This is a genomic window from Streptomyces endocoffeicus (assembly GCF_016741935.1).
Classification (GTDB): Bacteria; Actinomycetota; Actinomycetes; order Streptomycetales; family Streptomycetaceae; genus Streptomyces; species Streptomyces endocoffeicus.
In genome coordinates this window covers 189,715-213,471 of the sequence record NZ_JAERRG010000005.1, presented here as the reverse complement: position 1 = coordinate 213,471, position 23,757 = coordinate 189,715, and the positions used below count along the sequence as shown (strand labels likewise).

The 23,757-nt window shown below is 71.4% G+C and carries 24 protein-coding genes; 15 read left to right on the top strand and 9 right to left on the bottom strand.

The genetic code is table 11. The annotated features are described in order from the left end of the window. Nucleotides 1–186 precede the first annotated feature (186 nt). Nucleotides 187–501 carry a WhiB family transcriptional regulator gene (locus JK364_RS15880; RefSeq protein WP_037952995.1) on the top strand — a complete coding sequence of 105 codons (315 nt, stop codon included), beginning with the start codon at nucleotides 187–189 and terminating at the stop codon, nucleotides 499–501. Between the two features lie 119 nt (nucleotides 502–620). On the opposite strand, the gene JK364_RS15875 is transcribed toward JK364_RS15880, so the two are convergent. Next, nucleotides 621–1,541, bottom strand: a complete 921-nt coding sequence (locus tag JK364_RS15875; protein ID WP_201851714.1) for a LysR family transcriptional regulator — start codon at nucleotides 1,539–1,541, stop codon at nucleotides 621–623. 79 nt (nucleotides 1,542–1,620) lie between these two features. Between JK364_RS15875 and JK364_RS15870 the strand changes: the two genes are divergently transcribed. Beyond that, nucleotides 1,621–2,307 (top strand): MOSC domain-containing protein, encoded by a 687-nt coding sequence (locus JK364_RS15870; protein WP_201851713.1) that lies wholly within the window; start codon nucleotides 1,621–1,623, stop codon nucleotides 2,305–2,307. 97 nt (nucleotides 2,308–2,404) lie between these two features. Further along, nucleotides 2,405–3,178: an SDR family NAD(P)-dependent oxidoreductase gene (locus JK364_RS15865; protein WP_201851712.1), complete on the top strand. Its 774-nt coding sequence runs from the start codon at nucleotides 2,405–2,407 to the stop codon at nucleotides 3,176–3,178. 93 nt (nucleotides 3,179–3,271) lie between these two features. Here the strand turns inward: JK364_RS15865 and groL are convergent, their stop codons facing one another. From groL to JK364_RS15850, 3 genes are all read right to left on the bottom strand, one after another. Next, nucleotides 3,272–4,897 carry a chaperonin GroEL gene (gene groL, locus JK364_RS15860; protein ID WP_201851711.1) on the bottom strand — a complete coding sequence of 542 codons (1,626 nt, stop codon included), beginning with the start codon at nucleotides 4,895–4,897 and terminating at the stop codon, nucleotides 3,272–3,274. A 94-nt stretch (nucleotides 4,898–4,991) separates the two neighbouring features. Continuing rightward, a complete protein-coding gene (gene groES / locus JK364_RS15855; RefSeq protein WP_014054228.1) occupies nucleotides 4,992–5,300 on the bottom strand; it encodes a co-chaperone GroES in 309 nt (102 codons plus the stop codon). A 277-nt stretch (nucleotides 5,301–5,577) separates the two neighbouring features. Then, nucleotides 5,578–6,657 (bottom strand): polysaccharide deacetylase family protein, encoded by a 1,080-nt coding sequence (locus tag JK364_RS15850; RefSeq protein ID WP_230991996.1) that lies wholly within the window; start codon nucleotides 6,655–6,657, stop codon nucleotides 5,578–5,580. Between the two features lie 77 nt (nucleotides 6,658–6,734). On the opposite strand from JK364_RS15850, the gene JK364_RS15845 reads away from it, so the two are divergent. Together JK364_RS15845 and JK364_RS15840 are read left to right on the top strand one after the other, a co-directional pair. Next, nucleotides 6,735–7,937: a class I SAM-dependent methyltransferase gene (locus JK364_RS15845; RefSeq protein WP_201851709.1), complete on the top strand. Its 1,203-nt coding sequence runs from the start codon at nucleotides 6,735–6,737 to the stop codon at nucleotides 7,935–7,937. Nucleotides 7,938–8,067: 130 nt separating this feature from the next. Beyond that, nucleotides 8,068–9,696, top strand: a complete 1,629-nt coding sequence (locus JK364_RS15840) for an acyltransferase (RefSeq protein WP_201851708.1) — start codon at nucleotides 8,068–8,070, stop codon at nucleotides 9,694–9,696. 43 nt (nucleotides 9,697–9,739) lie between these two features. On the opposite strand, the gene JK364_RS15835 is transcribed toward JK364_RS15840, so the two are convergent. After that, nucleotides 9,740–10,207, bottom strand: a complete 468-nt coding sequence (locus JK364_RS15835; RefSeq protein WP_201851707.1) for an ATP-binding protein — start codon at nucleotides 10,205–10,207, stop codon at nucleotides 9,740–9,742. 158 nt (nucleotides 10,208–10,365) lie between these two features. Between JK364_RS15835 and JK364_RS15830 the strand changes: the two genes are divergently transcribed. The 4 genes from JK364_RS15830 to JK364_RS15815 all read left to right on the top strand — a co-directional run bounded on the left by JK364_RS15830 (nucleotide 10,366) and on the right by JK364_RS15815 (nucleotide 12,804). Next, complete coding sequence (locus JK364_RS15830; protein WP_201851706.1) at nucleotides 10,366–11,217, top strand: helix-turn-helix domain-containing protein; 852 nt, start codon at nucleotides 10,366–10,368, stop codon at nucleotides 11,215–11,217. A gap of 10 nt (nucleotides 11,218–11,227) precedes the next feature. After that, nucleotides 11,228–11,440, top strand: coding sequence for a DUF397 domain-containing protein (locus JK364_RS15825; protein WP_201851705.1), 213 nt, complete (start codon nucleotides 11,228–11,230; stop codon nucleotides 11,438–11,440). 109 nt (nucleotides 11,441–11,549) lie between these two features. Further along, nucleotides 11,550–12,371 (top strand): arylamine N-acetyltransferase family protein, encoded by an 822-nt coding sequence (locus tag JK364_RS15820; RefSeq protein ID WP_201851894.1) that lies wholly within the window; start codon nucleotides 11,550–11,552, stop codon nucleotides 12,369–12,371. A gap of 100 nt (nucleotides 12,372–12,471) precedes the next feature. After that, nucleotides 12,472–12,804: a hypothetical protein gene (locus JK364_RS15815; protein ID WP_201851704.1), complete on the top strand. Its 333-nt coding sequence runs from the start codon at nucleotides 12,472–12,474 to the stop codon at nucleotides 12,802–12,804. On the opposite strand, the gene JK364_RS15810 is transcribed toward JK364_RS15815, so the two are convergent. Beyond that, nucleotides 12,762–13,520, bottom strand: a complete 759-nt coding sequence (locus JK364_RS15810; RefSeq protein WP_230991994.1) for a hypothetical protein — start codon at nucleotides 13,518–13,520, stop codon at nucleotides 12,762–12,764. The two genes, JK364_RS15815 and JK364_RS15810, sit on opposite strands and share 43 nt — an antisense overlap. A gap of 206 nt (nucleotides 13,521–13,726) precedes the next feature. Here JK364_RS15810 and JK364_RS15805 point away from each other — a divergent pair, with 206 nt between their 5' ends. After that, the gene (locus tag JK364_RS15805; protein WP_201851703.1) at nucleotides 13,727–14,584 is read left to right on the top strand and encodes a polysaccharide deacetylase family protein; all 858 of its coding nucleotides are present in this window, start codon (nucleotides 13,727–13,729) and stop codon (nucleotides 14,582–14,584) included. A 2-nt stretch (nucleotides 14,585–14,586) separates the two neighbouring features. Here JK364_RS15805 and JK364_RS15800 read toward each other — a convergent pair whose 3' ends face one another. Both JK364_RS15800 and JK364_RS15795 read right to left on the bottom strand, forming a co-directional pair. Further along, a complete protein-coding gene (locus JK364_RS15800) occupies nucleotides 14,587–15,774 on the bottom strand; it encodes a sensor histidine kinase (RefSeq protein ID WP_201851702.1) in 1,188 nt (395 codons plus the stop codon). 17 nt (nucleotides 15,775–15,791) lie between these two features. Further along, nucleotides 15,792–16,580, bottom strand: coding sequence for a response regulator transcription factor (locus JK364_RS15795; RefSeq protein ID WP_201851701.1), 789 nt, complete (start codon nucleotides 16,578–16,580; stop codon nucleotides 15,792–15,794). Nucleotides 16,581–16,787: 207 nt separating this feature from the next. Between JK364_RS15795 and JK364_RS15790 the strand changes: the two genes are divergently transcribed. The 4 genes from JK364_RS15790 to JK364_RS15775 all read left to right on the top strand — a co-directional run bounded on the left by JK364_RS15790 (nucleotide 16,788) and on the right by JK364_RS15775 (nucleotide 20,465). Then, entirely contained in the window at nucleotides 16,788–17,342 is a 555-nt protein-coding gene (locus JK364_RS15790) for a hypothetical protein (protein WP_201851700.1), read from the top strand. Further along, a complete protein-coding gene (locus JK364_RS15785) occupies nucleotides 17,339–18,403 on the top strand; it encodes a peptidoglycan-binding protein (protein WP_201851699.1) in 1,065 nt (354 codons plus the stop codon). The genes JK364_RS15790 and JK364_RS15785 overlap by 4 nt, the downstream gene beginning before the upstream one ends. A gap of 98 nt (nucleotides 18,404–18,501) precedes the next feature. Beyond that, a complete protein-coding gene (locus tag JK364_RS15780; RefSeq protein WP_201851891.1) occupies nucleotides 18,502–19,263 on the top strand; it encodes an ABC transporter ATP-binding protein in 762 nt (253 codons plus the stop codon). Nucleotides 19,264–19,325: 62 nt separating this feature from the next. Next, on the top strand, nucleotides 19,326–20,465 hold the full coding sequence (locus JK364_RS15775; RefSeq protein WP_201851892.1) for an ABC transporter permease: 1,140 nt from the start codon (nucleotides 19,326–19,328) through the stop codon (nucleotides 20,463–20,465). Between the two features lie 32 nt (nucleotides 20,466–20,497). Here JK364_RS15775 and JK364_RS15770 read toward each other — a convergent pair whose 3' ends face one another. Then, nucleotides 20,498–21,385 (bottom strand): alpha/beta fold hydrolase, encoded by an 888-nt coding sequence (locus JK364_RS15770; RefSeq protein WP_201851698.1) that lies wholly within the window; start codon nucleotides 21,383–21,385, stop codon nucleotides 20,498–20,500. A gap of 123 nt (nucleotides 21,386–21,508) precedes the next feature. On the opposite strand from JK364_RS15770, the gene JK364_RS15765 reads away from it, so the two are divergent. Beyond that, on the top strand, nucleotides 21,509–23,701 hold the full coding sequence (locus tag JK364_RS15765) for an AfsR/SARP family transcriptional regulator (RefSeq protein ID WP_201851697.1): 2,193 nt from the start codon (nucleotides 21,509–21,511) through the stop codon (nucleotides 23,699–23,701). Nucleotides 23,702–23,757 lie beyond the last annotated feature (56 nt).

Genomic DNA, 23,757 nt, shown 5'->3' with positions numbered 1-23,757 from the left:
TCCTTCGCGCCTCCCCCATAGGGCAGCCCCCGAGGCAGTCCCTTCGGTGGCATTTGGCGACCTTGCTTCCAATTTGGCGGTCTGTGTGGCTAGATTCGCAATGAGTCATATTTACATCTACTTACACCGTAGGTGTACGACCCAGGACACAGCGTCCGCAGCCGATCGCTTCGAGGAGATAAGGCAATGGCAGATTTCTCCCGTCTTCCCGGCCCGAATGCCGATCTCTGGGACTGGCAGCTCCTGGCCGCGTGTCGCGGGGTCGACAGCTCGCTCTTCTTCCACCCGGAGGGGGAGCGCGGCGCTGCCCGGAGCGCACGCGAGATGTCGGCGAAAGAGGTGTGCATGCGCTGCCCGGTACGGGCGCAGTGCGCGGCCCACGCCCTTGCCGTACGCGAGCCCTACGGAGTGTGGGGCGGGCTGACCGAGGACGAGCGCGAGGAGCTCATGGGGCGGGCGCGGCATCGCGCGGTCGCCAGTACGGGCGCCCCGGGATCCTGATCCCGGTCTGACCCCGGCCAACTGAAGAAACGTTCCTTCTGTCGCCGTCCTTCTGCCGCCGCCCTTCTATCGCCACCCGGCGCCTGCGCGGACGGCCCGCGGGGTGGTGCGCGCGCCGCTCATCTGCGGGCGGCCCGCTCCAGCCGGTCCAGCGTCGCCGCCACCGCCGGGACACGGGCGAGGTCGGGCAGGGTCAGCGCCACCACTTCCCGCCGCACCGCCGGTTCCACCTCCAGCGTCGTGGCGCCCTTGGTCCGCACCGACTCCAGCGCCAGCTCGGGCAGCACCGCGACCCCCAGCCCGGCCCCGACCAGGCCGACGACCGTCGGATAGTCGTCCGTCGCGAAGTCGATGCGCGGGGTGAAGCCCTCGGACTCGCACACCTCCACCAGATGCCCCCGGCAGCGCGGGCAGCCCGCGATCCACGGCTCACCGGCCAGCTCGGCGATCCCCACCGCCCCGGCGCCCGCCAGCTTGTGCCCCTCCGGCACCACGCCCACCAGCCGATCGCTCAGCAGTGGCCGCAGCACCAGGTCGTCCCATTCGCCGCCGCCTCCCGAAGCCGCCTCCACCTCCGCGCTCACCTGCGGATACCGGAAGGCCAGCGCGATCTCGCAGTCGCCCGAGCGCAGCATCTCCACCGAGCCCGGAGGTTCGGCCTCCACGAGCGAGACCCGCGTCCCGGGGTGCGCCGCACGCATCTCGGCGAGCGCCATGGGCACCAGGGTCGAGCTGCCGCTGGGGAAGGACACCAGCCGCACCCGGCCCGAGCGCAGCCCGGCGATCGCCGCGACCTCCTCCTCGGCGGCGGTCAGCCCGGCCAGGATCCCGCCGGCGTGCCGCACCAGCGCCCGGCCCGCCTCGGTCAGCCGCATCTCGCGCCCGCTGCGGATCAGCAGCGGGGTGCCCGCGGCGCCCTCCAGGGCCTTCATCTGCTGGCTGACGGCGGGCTGGGTGCAGCCGAGCTCACGGGCGGCGGCGGAGAAGGAGCCGGTGGCGGCCACCGCGCGCAGCACCCTGAGATGGCGGGCCTCGATCATGTCTTGAGCATAAGGGGCCCTTGGGTACGGGCCGGGATATTACGTCGACGCTTTCACCTCGCTGTTCTACGGTGCGGTCATGGAGCACACTCCACGCCCCCCAGCCGTCCTCACCGTGAACGTCGGCCGTGCGATGCCGAGCGCCCACACCGACTGTCCCGGCGGCACCGGTATCGACAAGCGGCCCGTCGACCATCCGGTGGCGGTCGCGGCCCCCGGGCCGAAGGGCCGGGCCGGAAGCGGTCTGGCCGGTGACTCGGTCTGCGACCTCCGCCACCACGGCGGCGACGACCAGGCCGTCTACGCCTACGCCCGGGAGGACCTCGACGTCTGGGAGCGGGAGCTGGGCCGCGAGCTGGCCAACGGCGCCTTCGGCGAGAACCTCACCACCAGCGGTATCGACGTCAGCGGCGCCCTCGTCGGCGAGCGCTGGCGGGTGGGGAGCGAGCTGCTGCTGGAGGTGACCTCACCGCGGATCCCGTGCCGTACGTTCGCCGGGTGGCTGGGCGAGCGGGGGTGGCTCAAGCGGTTCACCCGGGCCGCCGTGCCGGGTGCGTATCTGCGGGTGCTCGAGCCCGGCGAGATCCGCTCGGGCGACTCCGTCGAGATCGTGCACCGGCCCGACCACGAGGTGACGGTCGCGTTCCTCTTCCGCGCCGAGACCACGGAGCGGGAGCTGCTGCCGAGGGTGCTGGCGGCCGGTGACGCGCTGCATCCGGAGGCGCGGAAGGCCGCCCTGAAGTACCGGTCCGCAAAGGCGATCTGACGGAAGCCGGCGGGCGGAAGCTCTCATTCCGGCGCAGATCGCTCGCGGTGCCGCTCGGCGGTCCGCCGGGACCTGTCATGGCCGATAACGTGCGCGTATGACGACTGCATTGATTACCGGAACCACCGCGGGCATCGGCGCCGCCTTCGCGGGCCGGCTCGCCGCCGACGGGCACAATCTGGTGCTCGTCGCACGCGACGAGAAGCGGCTGCGGGAGCAGGCCGCCGATCTGCACGACCGGCACGGCGTGGAGGCGGACGTGCTGGTGGCGGACCTCTCCGAGGATGACGGGATCGCTGCGGTCGAGGCCCGGCTGAAGGACCGTACCCACCCGGTCGATCTGCTCGTCAACAACGCCGGTTTCGGCAACCGCGCCCGCTATCTGGAGGTGCCGATCGCCGATGAGCTGCGGATGCTGAAGCTGCACTGCGAGGCGGTGCTGCGGCTGACCAGCGCGGGGGCCGGGACGATGCGCGACCGGGGGCGCGGCGGGGTGATCAATGTGGCGTCGGTCGCGGCCTTCTTCCCGCGCGGGACGTACGGGGCGAGCAAGGCGTGGGTCGTGCAGTTCACGCAGGGCGCGGCGAAGGACCTGGCCAGCTCGGGGGTGCGGCTGATGGCGCTGTGCCCGGGGTTCGTCCGTACGGAGTTCCACGCGCGGGCGGGGATCAAGGACACCAGCGTGCCGAGCTGGATGTGGCTGGACCCGGACCGGCTGGTCACGGTGGCGCTGAAGGATTTCGCCCGGGGCAAGTCGCTGTCCATCCCGGACCCGCGCTACAAGGCGATGTCGAGCCTGGCGAAGCTGGCCCCGCGCTCGGCCCTCTCCTCCCTCTCCTCCAAGGTCGGCCGCCCCCCGGCGAAGGGGTAGCCGTCCGGCGGAACCGGAACCGGAACACACGAAGGCGCGGCCGCCCGCCGGGCGGCCGCGCCTTCGCGCTGCTTGTGGCAGAACGCCGGAGCGTCAGTGCGCGTGACCGTGGCCGTGGCCCCCGGCCTCGGCCTCTTCCTCGGCCGGCTTCTCGACCACCAGGGTCTCGGTGGTGAGCAGCAGCGAGGCGATCGACGCCGCGTTCTCCAGCGCGGAGCGGGTGACCTTGACCGGGTCGATGACGCCGGCCTTCACCAGGTCGCCGTACTCCTCGGTGGCCGCGTTGTAGCCGTGGCCCTTCTCGAGCTCGGCGACCTTCGAGGTGATCACGTAGCCCTCGAGACCGGCGTTCTCGGCGATCCAGCGCAGCGGCTCGACCGCGGCGCGGCGGACCACGGCGACACCGGTGGCCTCGTCGCCCTGCAGGCCCAGGCCGTTCTCCAGCACCTTCGCGGCGTGGACCAGCGCGGAGCCACCACCGGAGACGATGCCCTCCTCGACCGCGGCGCGGGTCGCGGAGATGGCGTCCTCAAGGCGGTGCTTCTTCTCCTTGAGCTCGACCTCGGTGGCCGCGCCCACACGGATCACGCACACGCCGCCGGCCAGCTTGGCGAGCCGCTCCTGGAGCTTCTCGCGGTCCCAGTCGGAGTCCGTGGACTCGATCTCGGCCTTGATCTGGTTGACGCGGCCGGTGACCTCGTCGCTCTTGCCGCCACCGTCGACGATCGTGGTGTCGTCCTTGGTGACGGTCACGCGGCGGGCGGTGCCCAGCACGTCCAGACCGACCTGGTCGAGCTTGAGGCCGACCTCCTCGGCGATGACGGTGCCGCCGGTAAGGGTGGCGATGTCGCCGAGCATGGCCTTACGGCGGTCGCCGAAGCCGGGGGCCTTCACCGCGACGGCGTTGAAGGTGCCGCGGATCTTGTTGACGACGAGGGTGGAGAGGGCCTCGCCCTCCACGTCCTCGGCGATGATCAGCAGCGGCTTGCTGGCGTTGGCCTGGATGATCTTCTCCAGGAGCGGCAGCAGGTCCTGGATGGAGGAGATCTTGCCCTGGTGGATCAGGATGTACGGGTCGTCGAGGACGGCCTCCATCCGCTCCTGGTCGGTGACCATGTACGGCGAGAGGTAGCCCTTGTCGAAGGCCATGCCCTCGGTGAAGTCGAGCTCCAGGCCGAAGGTGTTGGACTCCTCGACGGTGATGACACCGTCCTTGCCGACCTTGTCCATCGCCTCGGCGATCAGCTCGCCGACCTGCTTGTCCTGCGCGGACAGCCCGGCCACGGCGGCGATGTCGGACTTCTCGTCGATCGGGCGGGCGGTGGCCAGCAGGTCGTCCGAGACGGCCTTGACCGCCGCGTCGATGCCCTTCTTCAGGGCGGCCGGGGAGGCACCGGCGGCCACGTTCTTCAGGCCCTCGCGGACCAGCGCCTGGGCCAGCACGGTGGCGGTGGTGGTGCCGTCACCCGCGATGTCGTTGGTCTTGGTCGCCACCTCCTTGACGAGCTGCGCGCCAAGGTTCTCGTACGGGTCCTCGACCTCGACCTCTCGGGCGATCGTGACACCGTCGTTGGTGATGGTGGGGGCACCGAACTTCTTGTCGATGACGACATTGCGGCCACGGGGGCCGATGGTCACCTTGACGGTGTCCGCGAGCTTGTTGACGCCGCGCTCGAGGGCGCGACGGGCGTCCTCGTCGAACTTCAGGATCTTCGCCATGAGTTGCGTATGTCCTCTCAAACAAGCCGTGCCCCGACCCCGGTTTCAGATGACACGGGCACCGGGGCACGGCTCATAGGCAAAACTTCGGTGATTACTTCTCGACGATCGCGAGAACGTCGCGAGCCGAGAGGACGAGGTACTCCTCGCCGCTGTACTTCACCTCGGTGCCGCCGTACTTGCTGTAGAGCACGACGTCACCGACGGAGACGTCGAGCGGAAGGCGCTTGCCGTCCTCGAAACGGCCCGGGCCCACAGCCAGGACGACGCCCTCCTGGGGCTTTTCCTTGGCGGTGTCCGGAATGACCAGGCCTGAAGCCGTGGTCTGCTCGGCGTCGAGCGGCTGGACCACAATGCGGTCCTCGAGCGGCTTGATGGCAACCTTGGAGCTGGTGGTCGTCACGATCCGACCTCCCCCTTCGGAGATCTCACGGGGTCAACTGTCTGAGGTGGCGACCAGGTGGATCCGTCGTCGCGGGTGCCGGACCTGCCCGTCGCTGTATTCCTGGCACTCATCGGTCCCGAGTGCCAGCCTCGACATTATGACGCGGTTAGCACTCAGTCAACTAGAGTGCCAAGCGACGTGGTGGCGGCCTCCGGGCGGCACTCGGGGCGGCACTCCGGGCGGCACTCCGTGGCCGTTCCGCGGAGAGCCCTCGGGCGAGCCGCCAGGAGAGCCGTCATACGTAGTCCTCCAGCCGCCCGATCGTGAAGCCCTGGGCCTGGATCGCCCGCACCAGCCCCGTGATCCACTCGGTCATCGACTGGCCCTCGAGCTGCTCCGGCCCCCGGAAGTGCGCGAGCACGATGTCCCCCGGCAGCAGATGGCCGCCGGAGCGGTAGGCCAGACCGTGGGTCTCCATCTCGGCGCGCCACAGCACCACCGTCCGCACCCCGCAGAAGGCCGCCGCGCGCAGGGTCGTGTCGTCGTACTCCCCGAAAGGGGGACGGAAGAGCCTCGGCTGTTGACCGAAGCGGTGCCACAGGTTGTCGCGCTGGCCGCAGATCTCCCGCACCTGGTCGTCGTAGGCCATACCGGCCAGGCTGGGGTGGGTGAGGGTGTGGTTCTCCATGGGGTTGCCGAGCCGGCGCAGCCGGTCGAAGTAGTCGTAGTGGGTCCCGATCACGTTGTCGGTCAGGAACCCGGTGAACGGCAGCCCGAGCTCGCGGGCCTGCTCCACGAAGCGCGGGTCCTTCTCGATCCCGTCGTCGATCGTCACGAAGACCACCCGCTGGTCGGTCGGCACCCGCCGCACGGTCGGCGGCAGCCCCCACTGCTGCGGTCCCGACCGCCCGAGCGCGGGCTTGACGTCGGGCGGGGCGGGAGGCCGCGCCAGCGGCCGGTCCAGCCCCCAGCGGCGGTAGGCGTCGGACGCGCCCGCCGGGGCCGAGCCGGGCGGCCCGGGGGCCGGGCCGGACGCCGAGGGGTCACCGGAGGGCGGCGTGTCCGGGACCCGGCCGCCCCCGGCCCCTCCGTCGTGCCCCTCGTATCCCTCGCCTCCCTCACCCCCCTCGTGCCCCTCGTGCCCCGGCCCGGACGACGCCGGTGGCCGCTGCTCCGGCTTCCGTCCGTACGGCGGCCGCGACGACGCCGAGGGCGGGTCGTCCAGCCGCGGGGCGAGGGAGGCCGGTGGCATGGGAGCGCCATGGCGGGAGCCGGTGTGCGGCTCGGGGGCGGCGGCGAGGGATCCGCAGGCCGTGAGCACGGCCGCCGCGCCGACGAGAACCAGACAGCGAGGAAATCCAGTCTTGATCATCATCACATAAGTGATCTTCGGGCCGAGGGCTCGCATATGCGCGCCGGGCGGGGGCGAATGCGCTCGCGGGAGCGGGGAGAATGGGCCATGTGGACGTTGACGCCTTCGATTCACTGCTCGGCGACGAGGGGCAGGCGCTGCTCACCGCGCTCCGCGACTACGACCCGGCGAAGGAGCTCGCCACCGCGACGCGGCTGCGCCGCGACCATCCCCCGGCGCTGGTCTCGGCGGCCCTGACCCAGGCCGCGCTGCGGCAGCGGGCAGTGGCCAAATTCGGCCCCGAGGACGCGCACCGCATGTACTTCACGCCGAACGGCGTCGAGCAGTCCACCCGCACCTCCGTGGCCGCGTACCGCGCCTCCCGTTTCGCGGAGTTCGGCGTCCGCCGCATGGCCGACCTGTGCTGCGGCATCGGCGGCGACGCGATCGCGATCGCCCGCGCCGGGATCTCCGTCCTCGCCGTCGATCGCGACCCGCTGACCTGCGCCGTCACCCGCGCCAACGCCGAGGCGCTCGGCCTGGCCGACCTCATCGAAGTCCGCTGCGCCGATGTCACCGACGTCGGCACCCGGGACTTCGACGCGGTCTTCGTCGACCCGGCCCGGCGCGGCGGCCGGGGCCGCGTCTTCGACCCCGAGGCCTACTCCCCGCCCCTCTCCTGGGCCATCGAGGCCGCCCGCACCACTCCGCGCGCCGCCCTCAAGATCGCCCCCGGCGTGCCGCACGAGGCGGTCCCCGAGGACGCGGAGGCCGAGTGGATCTCGGACCACGGCCATGTGAAGGAGGCCGTCCTGTGGTTCGGCACCGCCCGCCCCGGGCTGCGCCGCGCCACGCTGCTGCCCACCGGCCACTCCCTCATCGGCACCCCGCTCCTCCCCGACCCCGAGCCCGGCCCGGTCGGCCGCTGGCTCTACGAACCGGACGGCGCCGTCATCCGCTCGCATCTCGTGGCCGATGTGGCGGCCCGCGTCGGCGGCCGGCTGATCGACCCGACGATCGCCTACATCACGACGGACGAGCTGCGCCCGACGCCGTTCGCCACCGCGTACGAGATCACGGATGTGCTGCCGTTCAACCTGAAGAAGCTCAAGGCGCTGCTGCGGGAGCGGGAGGTCGGCATCGCGACCATCAAGAAGCGCGGTTCGGCGGTCGAGCCGGAGCAGCTCCGCAAGAAGCTGCGGCTCGAGGGCGGGAACACCTGCACCATCGTGCTGACGCGCTCGGCGGGCTCCCCCACGATGCTGCTGGGGCACCCGGCCCAGGCCCTGTCCGAGGGGTCGTGACGCCTGCGGCGGGCGGTTCCCCTTCCCGCAGCATCGGCATGCGGCTCCGCCACGTGGTGGGGCTCCGCCCCGGACCCCAGCCGGACAACCCCGGGCCTGCGCGGGCGCGCCGACCGCGACCAGCCCACCGGTGCAGGTGTTCACGGCGGCCGCGGTCGGCCCATCGCTCCCGGGGGCCAGGGGCGGAGCCTCCGCCGCGTGGTCCGCCGGACGCGTTGGGGAATTCCCTAAACTCGGCTCCACTTCATGCGGCCGCTCGCGCCCCGCGGGTTACGGTCAACGCCTCGAGGGTTACGGTCAACGCGTCGACGTGACAGCGCGTTTGGGCCCAACGAAAGAGCGTGTGAGTATGACGGCATCCGCCACCGAGAGCGGCGCCAAGCGATCGTTCACCGTGTGCGCCGGAGAGGCGAGCGGTGACCGCATACGGCTGAGCGTCTACGACATGCTCATCGGCCCGATGTATACCCCCCGTGCCTTTTTCTACCGGGAGACGCTCGACGGCGAGGCGCTCCGCGCCTCCCTCGGCCGGACATTGCGTAACTTCCCGATCCTTTCCGGCCGCATGAAGAGGGATCCTGACGGCGGCCTCAGTGTGCTCTGCGACGACTCCGGAGTGCGCTTCGTCGAGGCACATGCATCCGGGCCGATGCCGGACTACGGACCCCGCCACACGGCGAAAAAGGGGCTGGAGAGCCATCTCAGCCACGCCATGCCGTTCTGGGTGGTTGATCGCGATACGCCGCTTTTCACGGTGAAGCTCACCCATATGAAAGGCGGCGGCTCCATCCTGGGCCTCACGATGAACCACGCCGTGGGTGACGGGTCCAGCTACATGAATTTCCTGGAGAGCTGGGTGCATGAGCACCGGGGCCTCGGATACGCCAAACCCAGTCACGACCGCGGCGTCATCGACGCGCTCGCCGCATCGACCGAGGGTGACAGCCGTAAGGGCGGCGCCCATTTCACGATCGTCGGGCGAGGCCGGAAGTCCGCCTTCATCGGCCGCGCCCTGCTGGGCAGCCTCGGCGGCACGACGACGGTGACCACCCGCTTCACGGCCGCCGAAATGGCCACCATGAAGGACACCGCGATGGCCGACCTCGCGGGCACGGAGCGGTGGGTGTCGACCAATGACGCACTGACCGCCCATCTCTGGAAAGTCCTCGGCGAATTGCGTGACCGCCCCGGCACGAGCGAGGAAAGGCTCGGTCTCATCGCCGACTTCCGTTCGCTCGCCGGCGGGACCGTACCGAAGGACTACTGGGGCAACGCCGTCACCAACACCCGGCCCGGAATGACCGCGGCCGAACTGCGCTCCCGCCCGCTCGGCGAGGTCGCCGCGGCGGTCCGCTCGGGCCATGCCGAGAACACGGAGGAGAAAATCCGCGAAGAGGCGGCGTACCTCTGTGCCGAACGCGATGCGGGACGCTTGAAGCGCGTCATGAACACCATGGCCCTGGACGCGTTCGACACCACCATCGCGATCAACAACTGGTCGAAGCTCCCCTTCTACCGCATCGACTTCGGGCAGGGCGCCCCCTTCTGGTACGACTTCACGTCGATCCCCATTCCCTGGACCGTGCACATAGCGCCGACCCCGGCCGACCAGGACGGCGGCAGCGATGTCCATATAGCACTGCCCCGTGCCCAGGCTCGGACCCTTCAGGAGCCGTCCTGGGCCGGCCGGTTCCACCGGTACGCGGATTCCGGCGAGGTATTTCCGCTGACGTTCATGGCGGCCAAAGCCGAGCGGTGAGGAAGAGCGGTGAGGAAGGCCGTAGCACCATGAAAGGCCGGGGCTAGGCGTCGCTCTCCGCCTTGCCCGCGAGTTCGAACCAGACCCCCTTGGCGTACGCGCCCACCGCGTCCCCCTCCGCCGTCCCCCACGCGTCGGCCAGGGCCGCCACCAGCCCGAGGCCGCGGCCATGGAGGCGGTCCCCCTCGGGGAGGCGGGCGGCGGTGGGGAGCTCGGCGGAGGCGTCGTAGACCAGGACGCGGAAACGGGGCGGCTCGATCACCACGCGCAGCATCACGGAGTCGCCCTCGGCGTGCAGAAAGGCGTTGGTGGCCAGCTCCGAGGTGCACAGCGTCGCCGTGTCGACCAGCTCCTCCTGCCCCACGGAGTTCAGGACGCAGGCGACGAAGTCCCGGCAGACCTTGGCGGAGGTCGCGTGCCGGCTGCTCTGCAGGGTGTAGACGTACGGATCCCTGGAGGGAACGGGTGGGCGGCGTGGGGGACGGTCGTCGGACTCGTGATCGGAATCCATGGGGCAACTCCCTGTGAGGGGGCCGACAGCGCGCGTACCGTTACGGCGATCAACGCGCAGTAGCGGCAACGACACCAACGGTAGGGCAGCGGTGCAAACAACTGCTACGGTCCCGTTGAATTTCCCCGACGATTACTCCTTGAGGGTTACGGAGGACCATGCCACCCAGGAGCGTCCCGACCGCGCGTCAAGTCAGGCTCGGCACAGAACTCAGGAGGATGCGCGAAGGCGCGGGGCTCAGCATTCAGGAGGCCGCCGACCGGCTGGGCATCAACCGCACCCACATCACCAACCTGGAGCTCGCGCGGTTCGGCGTGAGCGAGGAGCGGGTCCGGGCCCTCGCCGCCATCTACGCCTGCCCGGACAGCGCGTACGTCGACGCGCTCGTCGCCATGGCCCGGGAGCGCAAGGGCGGCTGGTGGGAGGAGTACCGGGGCTATATCGCCACCGGCGGGCTCGACCTGGCCGAGTTGGAGTACTTCGCCACCAGCCTGCGTGTGCTGGAAATCATGCACATGCCCGGCCTGTTGCAGACGGAGGAGTACGCGCGGGCGGTGCTCGGCTCCACCGTTCCGCAGTGGTCCGCCACGGACCTCAGGCGCAGGCTCTCCCACCGCATGAAGCGCCGCGACATCCTGGACCGGGACGACCCGCCGCGCTGCACCTTCATCATCCACGAGGCGGCGCTGCGCATGCGGTTCGGGACCGACCGCGTCCTGCGGGCGCAGCTGGACAGCCTGCTGGAGTCCTCCGAACGGAAGAATGTCACCGTGCGCGTGCTGACCTTCGAGGCCGGAGGGTTCCATGTGCCCGGACTCTCGGTCACCTACGCCCTGGGGTCAGTGCCCCAGCTGGACACCGCACAGCTCGACGCCGCCCACGGCCCGGTCTTCCTGGACGCGCAGTCCCAGCTCGTCAACCATCGTGGAGTCCTGGACCGCACCACCGAGGCGGCCCTCTCCGAGAAGGAGTCACGTGATTTCATTCGTGCCATCGCTCAACAGACCTGAAGGCGTGGAGATGACCGAGGTCAACTGGCAGAAATCCTCCTATTCCAGTGCGGGGGACGGGAACTCCTGCATAGAGCTCGCCTTCATAGGCACCACGGTCGCCCTCCGCGAGAGCGACGACCCCCGTACGGTCCTCACCACGAGCCCCGCGAGGCTGGGAGCCCTGCTCCAGTCGATCAAGGTGGGCGCGCTCGATCACCTCGCGGCGGTGCCGGAGACGTAACGAACGGCGTAACGGACCTACGTCCAGAGGACCAGGCGAGGCCCCCACCATGAGCGGAGGCCGGTACCGGGGATCCGGCGTTACGGTCGGCAGTATGGAACCGGCCCGTATCGCCCTTGACCTCGACGCCTATCTGACGCGTATCGGCTGGACGGGCGACCGTCGCCCCGCGCCCACCGTGGAGACGCTGCGGGCGGTGCACCGGGCGCACCTCACGTCCATACCGTTCGAGAACCTCGACCCCCTCCTCGGCTCGGCCCCCTCCCTCGCCGTCCCCGACCTCGAGGCCAAGCTGGTCCGCGACCGGCGCGGCGGTTACTGCTACGAGCACAACACGCTGCTGACCGCCGCCCTCACCGCCCTCGGCTTCCGTGTCACCGGCCTCACCGCCCGCGTCCGGGTCGGAGCGGCGCCCGGGACGGTCCGCCCGCGCACCCACATGCTGCTGCTGGTCGGGATCCCGGGTGAGGAGCGGCGGTACGTGGCCGATGTGGGCTTCGGCAGCGTCGGCGGCCTTCTGGAGGCCGTGCCGCTCGTCGCCGACACCGAGTTCCACGACGGCACCCGCCGCCATCGCTACGTCCGCGAGCCGTACCCGGAGGGGCTGGAGGACCTGTGGGTGTTCCAGGCGTTCCTCGACGGCTCCTGGCAGGACCAGTACGCCTTCACCCGCGAGCCTTTCGAGGCGTCCGACTACGGGGTCATCAACTGGCACGTCGCCACCAACCCGCGCTCGCCCTTCCAGCACACCCTCCACGTCCAGCGCACCGCCCTGGACCACCATCTCCTCCTGTCCGGGCGGACTCTCGTCGAGACCCACTCCAACGGCAACCGTAAGGAGCGCGAACTCGCCCACAACGACGAGGTGCTGCGCGTTCTCGCCGCCGACTTCGGAATCGAGCTGCCCCCGGGCACGGTCCTGCCGGACTGACGGCAGAGGAGTTACCCAGGTGGCTCTCCACACCGGCCCCGGTCATGGCACGATCATCCCGCTAATGGGCCGATGGGAGGGTGGCAGGGACGGATGAAACATGAGTAAAGACAAACTGTCCGTATCGGACCAGGATCTGTCGGATCTCATCAAAGACCTTGAGGGGATGCTCAGTTACCTTGAGGAACAGATCGAGCGTCTCGGCCATCTGAGGCAGTCGGTGGACCCCGACGATCACAAGGCCCCGGCCGCCGCCGCGTACAAGAAGCTGGAGCGCGACGCCTATACGGACGCCGTGCGGGTCAGGCAGCTGCTGGCCCGGATCGAGGAGGTGGCCAAGGAGCGCGGGGAGACCCCGGGTGAGCGGTACGAGGAGCTGCGGACCCGCTTTCAGTCGCTGCAGAAGCCGTCGTCGGACAAGCCGTCGTCATAGCCGGAGTCCGGACGGCGGGCGTCCGGACGGCGGGCGTCCGGAGCGCCGGTACCGGGGCCGCCGGTGCCGGGGCCGCCGGTGTCGGGACGGAGGGGGCGGAGTTCGCGTCTGACCAGGCGGTAGTAGTCGATCGCCTTGGCCATGCCGAGCGCTCCGGCGGCCGCGAAGACCAGGCCGATACCGGCGACCGTGCCGACGCTCTCCGTGCCGACGTCCGAGACGACGGCGAACCCGCCCAGCGCCAGCCCCAGGCAGGTCAGCACGATGGACGGGCCCAGCCACAGGAGAGCGCCGCCGGAGACCCGCCAGTGCGGCAGCGACTGGGGATCGCGCTCCAGCTCCGCCCAGTCGCGGAGGCACGCGCCCACGAAGACATCGCGCCGGATGCCGGAGACCACCCCGAGGCTGGAGGGGACCGTGGCGCCCAGGGCGAGACCCAGGAAGATCACGCCCAGTACGTGCTCGATGATCTCGCCCTTCACCAGGAACTGGAACCCCGAGACCGCGAGGCTCCACCCCAGCGCGAAGACGAGCGCGGACAGCCACAGCAGCAGCGCCCGGTGCGGCGCCAGGTACCACCGCGCCAGCGCCCCCATCGCCCGCGCCCGCTCATCGAGCAACCCGGCGCGGTCCTTCCACGGCCGCTCGTCCGGAGCGGGCGGCGGTGGCGGAAGCTCGTTGGGCGGCGTCATGGCGTCCTTCCTCATGGCACTCATGGCACTCATCGCACTTATCGCACGCATCGCACGCACGGCACTCGTGGCACTCGTGGCACGCACAGCACTGCGGTGTACGCCGACGCAGTCTCTCAGCTCGCGAGGGCAGGCCACTTGACCTTCTCACTTGTGTGAGGGTTTCACGATGTCCATCGAGCGGCGCCGAACCGCCGCACAGATGAGCCGCACAGATGAGGTGAGCCCTGATGGACAACGAGCTCTTCGACTACAGCCCCATCGTCGAACGCGCCCCGATCCACTGGCCCGGCGGCGCCCGGGTGGCCTTCTACGTGGGGCTGAACGTCGAGCACTACGCGGTTGACCGCCCCTCCACCAGTATCTTCCCCGACACCAGGGCACTGGCGCCCGATCCGCTGAACTACGGGTGGCGGGACTACGGGCCCCGGGTCGGGATCTGGCGGCTGATCGAGAGCCTGGACCGGCACCGGGTGCGGGCGAGCGTGATGCTCAACTCCGATGTCGCCGAGCGCTATCCCCAGATCATCCGGGCCGGGCGGGAGCGGAACTGGGTGTGGGCGGCGCACGGCAAGAACAACTCGATCCTCCAGGCGGACATGTCCCCCGAGGAGGAGCGCGCCTACCTCACCGACGTGATCGGCACCATCGAGCAGGCCACCGGCCGCAGGCCGCGCGGCTGGCTGGGGCCGGCGCTGACCGAGACCTTCCGCACCCCGGAGCTCCTGGCCGAGCTGGGGCTGCGGTACGTACTGGACTGGGCCAACGACGACCAGCCGCACCGGCTGAACGTGCCCGGGATGCTCAGCGTGCCGTACTCGATCGAGGTCAACGACATCCAGCTCTTCGTCGGCAAGAGCCTCAGCGGGCCCGACTTCGTCCGGATCGTCAAGGACCAGCTCGACCAGCTCTACGCGGACTCGGCCGACAGCGGGCGGGTGATGTCGCTGGTGCTGCATCCGTTCGTGATCAATCAGCCCTTCCGGCACAGGTACGTGGACCAGGCGCTGGAGTACGTGGTGAACCACCCCGGGGTGTGGGTGACGACCAGCGACGAGATCGCCGACCACTACGCCCGGACGGCGTGACGTCATGGGAAGCGGACCCTGACCGAGAGGCCGCCGCCCGGGTTGGCGTCCGCGGTGGCCTCGGCGCCGTGGGCCCGCGCGATGGACGCGACGATGGACAGGCCGAGTCCGGCGCCTTCCCCGGGGGTGTGCGCGCGCTCGTTCAGACGGCGGAACGGTTCGAAGAGCCGGTGGACGGTGTCCGCGGGGATCTCCGGGCCCGTGTTGGAAACCCGCAGCACCCGGTCGGCGAGGTGGACGCGGATGCTGCCGCCCTGGTGGTTGTACGCCACCGCGTTGGCGACGAGATTGCGGACCAGATGGGCGAGCAGGACCGGGTCGCCCGGGACCGTCAGCGGCTCCACGGTGGTCGTGACAGTGATCGCCTTTTCGCGGGCCTCGTCGGAGAATCCGGCGGTGACGACCGCGACCGTCTCGTCCATCTCGACGTCCTCGCGGCGCTGGATGCCCTGGTCGGTGGCGGCGAGCAGAAGAAGCGACTCGATGAGTCTTTCGCTGGTGTCCGCGGCCTTGATCAGCTCGGCCCGGATCCACGCCACGCGTTCGGGGTCGGCGTCGGCCAGGCCGATCTCGGCGGCGGCCCGCTGGACGGCCAGCGGTGTGCGCAGCTCATGCGCGGCGTTCGCCGCGAACCGCTGCTGTGCCGTCACCAGTTGTTCCAGCCTGCCCAGCATCTGGTCGAAGGTGTCGGCCAGTGCCTTGAGCTCCCCGGGCGGTCCCTTGAGATCGATGCGCTGGTGGAGGTTCTCCCCGGAGAGCTTGCGGGCGGTGGCGGTGATAACGCCGACCGGGCGCAGCACCCGGCCCGCCATCCACCAGGCCAGGAAGAGCGAGAGCACCGCGAAGACGACGAGCGCGATGCCCGAGACGGTCAGCAGGCGGCTGAGGGTGGTGGCGGTGAGGGCCGCCACCGTCCGTGTCTTGGCGGCCTCGCCCACCTTGTTCGCCGGGACGACGGTGTACTCGTCCCCCTGGACGGCGCCGGGAGGGGTGTCCTCGTCGGGGGTCATCCGCGGCCCGCGCGGCACGGGGGTGACCGCCTTGCCGAGACGTGCGTCCAGGTCGTCCTGGAGCAGTGCGTAGATGACGCCGGCCAGGACGCCTCCGGCCAGGAGCAGGAGCCCGCCGTACAGGGCGGTGAGGCGGGCCCGCTCCGTGGTGGGACGCAGTCGGCGCAACGTCGCGGTCATGGGAAGCAGTCGGCGCGTCATCGCCCGGCCCGCCTGGAACCGCTGGAACCGCTGGATCCGGATGTGTCCGGGGAGCGGGGGGTATCCGGGGAGCGGGGGGTGTCCGGGGAGCGGGGGGTGTCCGGGGAGCGGGGGGTGTCCGGGGAGGAGGGGGCGATCCGGTATCCGGCGCCGGGGACGGTCTCGATCACCGGCGGGCTCCCGAGTTTGGTGCGCAGGCGGCTCAGGGCGACGCGCACGGGGTTGGTGTCGTACCCGGCGTTCTCCTCCCACACCTTCTCGATGAGGTCCTCGCCGCTGACGACGGCGCCGTTCGCGCGCATCAGCGTTTCGAGGACGGCGAACTCCTTGCGGGTGAGGGAGAGCGCCGCGCCGTCGCGGTCGGCCTGACGGCGGGCGGTGTCCAGGGTGATCCCGGCACGCTCGATCACCGGGGGCAGCGCGGGCTGGACGCGGCGGCCGAGCGCGAGCACGCGGGCGAGCAACTCCTCGTAGGCGAACGGCTTGGTGAGGTAGTCGTCGGCGCCGAGACTCAGGCCCGCCACCCGCTCGGGAACGGTCACCGAGGCGGTGAGCATCAGCACCCGGGTGAGCAGGCCCTCGGCGACCAGACGGCGGCACACCTCGTCGCCGTGCATACCGGGAAGGTCGCGATCGAGTACGAGGACGTCGTAGTCGCCGAACTGGAGCTTGCGCAGAGCGCTGACTCCGTCGAGGGCGACATCGACCGTGATCGCGTCGCGGCGCATGCCGTCGGCGATCATCTCGGCGAGGAACGCGTTGTCTTCCACCACCAGAACACGCATGGCCCCTGTCTACCTGACGGGCGCCTTTCGCCGTTGTTACACGTGTCCGCGGTGCCGGGCTGGGCGGCCAGACCCGTGCGTCTGTAAGAGAAACGAAACAGTCCCATCGGTCACTCTCCGATCTGTCCGCAACCCACGCGGTCGCCGCACGGCGCGCAACACGGCGCGCAACACGGTGCGGCGGCCCGTACGCGAGGAGAGAGAACCGTGAGGAACCACAGGCTCACCCTGGCCCTGGCGGCCACCACGGCCGGTCTGGCCCTGTTCGTGACCGGCTGCTCCGGCTCGTCCGACTCCGACGGGGCCAAGGATTCGTCCTCGTCCGAGAGTTCGGCCGCTTCGGGCGGGTCCGGCGGCTCGGGCGACTCGGGCGACTCGGGCGACTCGGGCTCGGCCGCTTTCGACAAGGCCCAGAAGCTGCGCACGTGTCTGCGGGGCAAGGGCATCGACGTTCCCGACCTCAAGCCGGGCGAGGACCCGCACTCGGCGACGCTCGGGCAGCCGGAGGGCACATCCGCGGACAAGTGGTCCAAGGCGCTCAAGGACTGCGGCTCCAACATGGCCGGGGGCGGCTCCGGCGGCGCCGCCGACCAGCAGGACTCGCTCGACCAGCAGGTCAAGATCGCCGAGTGCGTGCGGGGCAAGGGCTTCGACATGCCCGACCCGAAGCCCGGCCCCGACGGGGCCAACACCGGCTTCCGGGTCCCGAAGGGAGCCGACCCCGACAAGTTCCTCAAGGCCCTCAACGAGTGCGCGGCATGAGGCGGGCAGCCATCGTCGTCCCGCTGGTCGTGGTCGCGGCCGTCATCGGCGGCGGCGTCGCGGTGACGGGACTGGCCCAGCCGCAGAAGGACGAATCCGGGCCGCGGCGGTCCCAACTGCCCGCGGCGACAGAACGCGTCGAGCGCGGCGACCTGACCAGCAGCACCAGCGTCGACGGCACGCTCGGCTACTCCCGGGAGCGCAAGCTGAACGCCGGGGCGTCCGGCACCCTCACCTGGGTGACCCGCAGCGGCTCCACCGTCAAGCGGGACGGCCGTCTGTACGCCCTCGGCGGCAAGGACGTACGCCTGATGTACGGAAGCGAGCCGATGTACCGGACGCTGCGGAAGGGCGACACGGGCACCGACGTCAAGCAACTGAAGGAGAATCTGGTCGAGCTCGGGTACGGCGGCGCCCTCGTCGCCGACGACAAGTTCACCGCGGGCACGGCCGCGGCCGTCGAGCGCTGGCAGGAGCACCACGGGCTGGCGGAGACCGGCCGGATCGGGGCCGACCAGATCGCCTTCGCGTCCGGCCCGCTGCGGGTGCAGAGCGTGAACGCGTCGGCCGGCGACGTGGCGGCGCCGGGCCAGAAGATCATGACCACCACCGGTTCCGACCGGGTCGTGCGCCTCGAGGTCAAGGTCTCCGAGGCCGCGCTGGCCAAACCGGACCACAAGGTGCGGGTGGAGTTGCCCGACGGAACCGTCGCCGACGGGACGGTCTCCTCCGTGGGCGAGGTCGCCACGACGGGGGACGACCCGGACGACAAGGCCCCGAAGGTCGACGTCACTGTCACCTTCGACGATCCCGGTGCGGTGGAGGGCGTCGACAAATCCCCCGCCACCGTCGTGTTCACCGGCCGGATCCGCAAGGACGTGCTCAGCGTTCCGGTCAGCGCTCTGCTCGCTCTGGAGGACGGCTCGTTCGGCGTCCAGGTCGTCGCGGGCGGCAAGGCACGCGAGGTCAAGGTGCGGCTCGGCATGTTCGCTCAAGGCCGGGTCGAGGTCTCCGGCGCCGGAGTGCGGGACGGTATGCGCGTCGGGGTGCCCACGACATGACCACCCCTGACCTCCCAGTCCCTGACGCGACCGCCGACGCCATGCCCGCAGCTGACATGACCGACGCCATACCCGCCGCTGACATGACCGCCGCCGACATGACCGCGGCCGACATGACCGTCGGCGATGCCGCCCGGACCGGACCCGTGGTGCGGCTGACGGGTGTGACCAAGGAGTACCCGGGCGGGGTCGTGGCCCTGCGCGGTGTGGATCTGACCATCGGCCGGGGCGAACTGGTGGCCATCGTCGGCCCGTCGGGGTCGGGCAAGTCGACCCTGCTGCACATCGTGGGCACCCTCGACCAGCCCACGGCCGGTTCGGTCACCATCGCGGGCCATGACGCGGCCGGGCTCGGCGACCGCGGCCTGTCCGCGCTGCGCGCCCAGCACATCGGCTTCGTCTTCCAGGCGTTCCACCTCGTACCGGGCATGAGCGCGCAGGCCAACGTCGCCGAGGGCCTGCTCTACTCCGGTCTGCCGCGCGCCGAACGCCGCAGGCGCGCGGTGGAGACCCTGGAACGGGTCGGCCTCGGCGACCGGCTGAACCACCGGCCACATGAGTTGTCCGGCGGTCAGAAGCAGCGAGTCGCCATCGCCCGCGCGGTCGTGGGCGAGCCCGATCTGCTCCTCGCCGACGAGCCGACCGGCGCGCTGGACTCCGCCTCCGGCGAGGCCGTCGTGGAACTCATCCACGAACTCAACAAGGAGGGCGCGACCATCGCGGTCATCACCCACGACGCCGAGATCGCCGGCCGGCTGCCCCGGCAGGTGCGGATCCGCGACGGCAACATCGTCCAGGACACCGCTCACGACCAGGGGCACGCGGGTGCCCCCGGCCACGTACCGAGCGGGGCCCGGTGAGGCGGCGGGGGTCGGTGCTCAAACCGGCCCGTCTGACACCGCTGGACATCCTGCACACCGGGATGGCCGGGATGCGCAACCGCCCGATGCGCGTCGTGCTGTCCGCTCTCGGTATCGCCATCGGCATCGCGACGATGATCTCGGTGGTGGGCATCTCCGCCTCCAGCAAGGAGGAGCTCCTGCGGGAACTCGACAAGCTCGGCACGAACATGCTGGTCGTCACCCCCGGCACGGATCTGGTCACCCAGAAGAAGGTGCCGATGGCCGAGGACGCGGCGGGCAGGGTGGCCCGGATCGACGGCGTCGAGCACGTCGGCGCCACCGGCCTGCTGGATCACACCGTCCGCCGGTCGGAGAAGATCGACGACATGATCACCGGGGGTATCTCGGTCCAGAGTGCCACCGAGGACCTGCTGACCACCCTGCGGGGCGGCATGCGCAGCGGCACCTGGCTCAACGCGGCCACCGGCAAGTACCCCTCGGTGGTGCTCGGCGACGTCGCGGCTCAGCGCCTCGGTATCACCGAGCCCGGCCAGCGGGTCTATATCGACGATGAGTACTTCACCGTCCTCGGCATCCTCGACGAACTGCCGTTGGCCCCCGAGATCGCCCGCTCCGCCCTGGTCGGCTGGGAGGTCGGACGGACGCGACTCGGCTTCGACGGCCGGCCGACCACGGTCTACGAACGCTCCGCCGACAGCAGGGTGGAGCCGGTCCACAGCCTGATCCCGCGCACGGTCGACCCCCAGACGCCCCACAACGTCGAGGTCACCGACCCGTCCTCCGGGCTCCAGGCCAAGGCCGCCACCGAGGGCGCCTTCAGCAACCTGCTGCTCGGACTCGGTGGAGTGGCCCTCCTGGTCGGCGGAGTCGGCGTCGCCAACACCATGATCATCTCAGTGCTGGAGCGCCGCTACGAGATCGGCCTGCGCCGCTCCATCGGCGCGACCCGGGGTCAGATCCGGGGCCAGTTCGTCACCGAGTCGCTGCTGCTGTCCGGACTCGGCGGTCTCGCCGGCATCCTCCTGGGCGCCGCCGCCACCGGCGGCTACGCGATCAGCAACGGCATTCCGTGGGTGATCCCGCCGTGGACGATCGGCGGCGGTTTCGGCGCCACCCTCGTCATCGGCACCGTCGCGGGCCTCTACCCAGCGGTCCGCGCTTCCCATCTGTCCCCGACCCTCGCTCTCCACGCGACCTGATCCAGACCTGATCCGGACCTGATCCAGAGCTCCTAGCGGGAGAGCAGCTCCCGCAGCTCTTTGGCGATGTCGGCGGGCGCCTCCTCGGCCATGAAGTGGCCGTAGCCGACGGTGTGGTGCTCCAGGTCGTCGGCCCAGGCGCGCCACAGCTCCGCCGCGTCATAGCCGAGGGCGGCGCCCCAGTCCTGCTGAATGACGGTGAGCGGCATCGTCAGCCGGCGTCCGCCATCCCGGTCGGCCCGGTCGTGGTCGACATCGACACCGGCGGAGGCCCGGTAGTCGGCCACGATCGACGGCACCGCGGCGCGGCAGGCGTCCAGATAGGCGGCGCGGACCTCGGCGGGGATGGCCCGCGGGTCGCCCGCCCACAGGTCGAGGAAGTGGCCGAAAAAGTCGTCGGGGCAGGCGGCGATCATCCGCTCGGGCAGCCCCGGGGGCTGGGCCATCAGAAAGAGGTGGAAGCCGACGGCGGCGGTGGTGCCGTGCAGCACGTCCCACATGTCGAGGGTCGGCAGCACGTCAAGGCAGGCGAGATGGGTGATCGTCGCGGGGTGGTCGAGGCCCGCCCGGAAGGCGACCAGGGCACCGCGGTCGTGACCGGCGAGCGCGAAGCGGTCATGCCCGAGGGCGTGAGCCAGGGCGACGATGTCGGCGGCCATGGTGCGCTTGGCGTAGGCGGCGGGGTCGGCGACTGCATCAGTTGCAGGTTTGTCGCTGGCGCCGTAGCCGCGCAGGTCGGGGCAGATCACGGTGTGATCGGCCGCGAGGTCGGCGGCCACGTGCCGCCACATGAGGTGGGTCTGCGGGAAGCCGTGCAGCAGGACGACGGGGCTGCCGGAGCCCGCGACGGCCACGTTCAGGGACACGCCGTCGGCGACGGGGACACGGCGGTAGTCGAAGCCGGGAATGACAGGGGCCATGAGTCAGCGCGCTTTCTGTGGAGGGCCGGGCGGCCGGATGACGTAGGCGACCAGTAGGTGACCAGGTGGCTGCCAGCCTGCCGGGGGCGGATGAGCATCCGATCAGCGCGCTACGGTGGCCGCATGCGGGTCGGTTTCGGGGTGCTGGGGCCGGTGGTGGCCTGGGACGCGGACGCGGACGCCGACGGGCGCGCTGTCGCGCTCAAGGGGCCACGGCACCGCGCGGTGCTGGCCCGGCTGATCGTCGCTCGCCGCCGCGTCGTACCCGTCTCCCGGCTGGTCGAGGACCTGTGGACGGAGCCGCCGCCGGGCGCGGTGGGCGCGGTGCGTACGTTCGTGGCCGCGCTGCGCCGGGCGCTGGAGCCGCAGCGCCCGCCGCGCACCCCGGCCCGGCTGCTGGTCACCGAGGGCCCCGGGTACGCGCTGCGGGCCGATCCGGACGCGGTGGACGCCTGGCGCTTCGAACGGGACGTGGCCGCCGCCGCGACCCTGCCGCCGGACGGCGCGCTGCCCCGGCTGGAGGAGGCGCTGAGCCGGTGGCGCGGGCCCGCGTACGCGGAGTTCGCCGACGAGGGCTGGGCCCGGGGCGAGCGCTCCCGGCTGGCGGAGCTGCGGCTGCACGCCGTCGAACGGCAGGCGGAGGCCCTGCTGGCGCTGGGCCGGGCCGCCGAGGCGGTGCCGGACCTGGAGGCGCATCTGGCCGAGCACCCCTGGCGCGAGGACGCCTGGCGGACGCTGGCCCTCGCGCTGTACCGCACCGGCCGCCAGGGCGACGCGCTGGCGGTACTGCGCCGGGCCCGCGCGCTGCTGATCGAGCAGCTGGGCGTGGACCCCGGCCCGGAGCTGCGCCGCCTGCAGACGGACATCCTCGGCCAGGCGCCCCACCTCGACCCCGCCGCGGCGGGGGGCGGCACGGCGGGAGGCGGCGCGGTGCGGGGCGGCACGGTGCGGGGCGGCACGGCGGGAGGCGGCGCGGCGGCCCAGGTGTGGGCGGACGCGACCGCCGCGTACGACCGCACCGTGGCCTCCGGCGCCCGGACCCGCCTGGAGTCGACGGCCGCCCTGCTCCGCGACCTCTCGATGACCGGTGGCGGCGGTCTGCTGACGGCCCGGCAACAACGCGTGGCGGCCGTCGCGGCGGCGGAAGAACTGGGCGACCCGGAACTGACCGCCCGAGTCATCGGCGCCTACGACGTCCCCGCGATCTGGACCCGCCTGGACGACCCGGAACAGGCGGCATCGATCGTGGCCGCGGCCGAACGCACGCTGGCCGCGCTCGCGGCCGACTTCCCGGCCGACCCCGGTGCGCCCGATCACGAGCCCCCTGGCAGCGGGGCAACGGGCTCCGGCCCGCCCAGCCACGGCGCCCCCGCGCACGAGGCGCCCGGCCATGAGCCGACCGGTCATGACGCGATTCGCGCCCGGTTGTTGGCGACGATCGCCGTCGAGTCGCGGGGTGGGCGGTCCGAGCGGGGGCGGCAGGCGGCTCGGCAGGCTGAGGAGATCGCTCGGCAGCTGGACGATCCCGGGCTGCTGGCGTTCGCACTGAACGGCGTCTTCATGCAGAGCTTCGAGCGCGCGGGGCTGGCGCCGCGCCGGGACGCCACCGGAGCCGAGTTGATCGCCCTCGCTGCGCGGCACGGGCTGGTCGCCTTCGAGGTGCTCGGCCATCTCATCCGGCTCCAGGCCCGCAGCGCGCTCGGCGACTTCGCGGCGGCCGACCGGCACGCGGCCGCCGCCGAGCGTCTGGGCGAGCGCCATGAGCGGCCGCTGGTGGGGGTGTTCACCGCGTGGTACCGGGCGCTGCGGCTGGCCGCGACGGGACGGGCGGACAAGGACAAGGACAAGGGCGAGGACGAGGACGAGGACGAGGTCGCCGCGGTCGAGGCGGCCTACCGAGACGCCGCCGCGCGGCTGGACGGCGCCGGGATGCCCGGCCTGGAGCGCGGTCTGCTGCCGCTCGCGCTGCTCTGTCTGCGCGTGGAGCGGGGGCGCCCTGCCCCGACCGACACGGACCTCGACTGGGGGCCCTACGCGCCCTGGGCCCGCCCGCTGGTGCTGCTGGCGCAGAACCGCCGTGCCGAGGCCGCGGCGGCGCTGCGCGAGGTCCCGGAGCCGCCCCGCGATCTGCTGCTGGAGGCACTGTGGTGTCTCACCGGGCGGGCGGCCATCGCCGTCGGCGACCGGGAGACGATCGCGCGCGCCCGCGCCGCACTGGCCCCCGCGGAGGCCGAGCTGGCCGGCGCGGGCAGCGGCCTGCTCACCGTCGGCCCGGTCTCCCGGCACCTGGCCGACCTGGCCCAGGCCCTGCGGTAACGGCGCGGCCCCACGCCGTTACCGCTACGGGCTGTCCGGCGGACCACGCGGCGGAG

Excerpts from the sequence above, each read along its gene's own strand:
- JK364_RS15795 (WP_201851701.1), bottom strand. The coding sequence starts at position 16,580 with ATGCGTGTTCTGGTGGTGGAAGACAACGCGTTCCTCGCCGAGATGATC.
- JK364_RS15810 (WP_230991994.1), bottom strand. The coding sequence starts at position 13,520 with ATGAGTGCCATGAGGAAGGACGCCATGACGCCGCCCAACGAGCTTCCG.
- JK364_RS15880 (WP_037952995.1), top strand. The coding sequence starts at position 187 with ATGGCAGATTTCTCCCGTCTTCCCGGCCCGAATGCCGATCTCTGGGAC.
- JK364_RS15875 (WP_201851714.1), bottom strand. The coding sequence starts at position 1,541 with ATGATCGAGGCCCGCCATCTCAGGGTGCTGCGCGCGGTGGCCGCCACC.
- JK364_RS15800 (WP_201851702.1), bottom strand. The coding sequence starts at position 15,774 with ATGACCGCGACGTTGCGCCGACTGCGTCCCACCACGGAGCGGGCCCGC.
- JK364_RS15765 (WP_201851697.1), top strand. The coding sequence starts at position 21,509 with ATGCGGGTCGGTTTCGGGGTGCTGGGGCCGGTGGTGGCCTGGGACGCG.
- JK364_RS15825 (WP_201851705.1), top strand. The coding sequence starts at position 11,228 with ATGACCGAGGTCAACTGGCAGAAATCCTCCTATTCCAGTGCGGGGGAC.
- JK364_RS15850 (WP_230991996.1), bottom strand. The coding sequence starts at position 6,657 with ATGATGATCAAGACTGGATTTCCTCGCTGTCTGGTTCTCGTCGGCGCG.
- JK364_RS15805 (WP_201851703.1), top strand. The coding sequence starts at position 13,727 with ATGGACAACGAGCTCTTCGACTACAGCCCCATCGTCGAACGCGCCCCG.
- JK364_RS15785 (WP_201851699.1), top strand. The coding sequence starts at position 17,339 with ATGAGGCGGGCAGCCATCGTCGTCCCGCTGGTCGTGGTCGCGGCCGTC.
- JK364_RS15775 (WP_201851892.1), top strand. The coding sequence starts at position 19,326 with ATGGCCGGGATGCGCAACCGCCCGATGCGCGTCGTGCTGTCCGCTCTC.
- JK364_RS15770 (WP_201851698.1), bottom strand. The coding sequence starts at position 21,385 with ATGGCCCCTGTCATTCCCGGCTTCGACTACCGCCGTGTCCCCGTCGCC.
- JK364_RS15865 (WP_201851712.1), top strand. The coding sequence starts at position 2,405 with ATGACGACTGCATTGATTACCGGAACCACCGCGGGCATCGGCGCCGCC.
- JK364_RS15845 (WP_201851709.1), top strand. The coding sequence starts at position 6,735 with ATGGGCCATGTGGACGTTGACGCCTTCGATTCACTGCTCGGCGACGAG.
- JK364_RS15835 (WP_201851707.1), bottom strand. The coding sequence starts at position 10,207 with ATGGATTCCGATCACGAGTCCGACGACCGTCCCCCACGCCGCCCACCC.
- JK364_RS15870 (WP_201851713.1), top strand. The coding sequence starts at position 1,621 with ATGGAGCACACTCCACGCCCCCCAGCCGTCCTCACCGTGAACGTCGGC.
- JK364_RS15780 (WP_201851891.1), top strand. The coding sequence starts at position 18,502 with ATGACCGCGGCCGACATGACCGTCGGCGATGCCGCCCGGACCGGACCC.
- JK364_RS15815 (WP_201851704.1), top strand. The coding sequence starts at position 12,472 with ATGAGTAAAGACAAACTGTCCGTATCGGACCAGGATCTGTCGGATCTC.
- JK364_RS15830 (WP_201851706.1), top strand. The coding sequence starts at position 10,366 with ATGCCACCCAGGAGCGTCCCGACCGCGCGTCAAGTCAGGCTCGGCACA.
- groL (WP_201851711.1), bottom strand. The coding sequence starts at position 4,897 with ATGGCGAAGATCCTGAAGTTCGACGAGGACGCCCGTCGCGCCCTCGAG.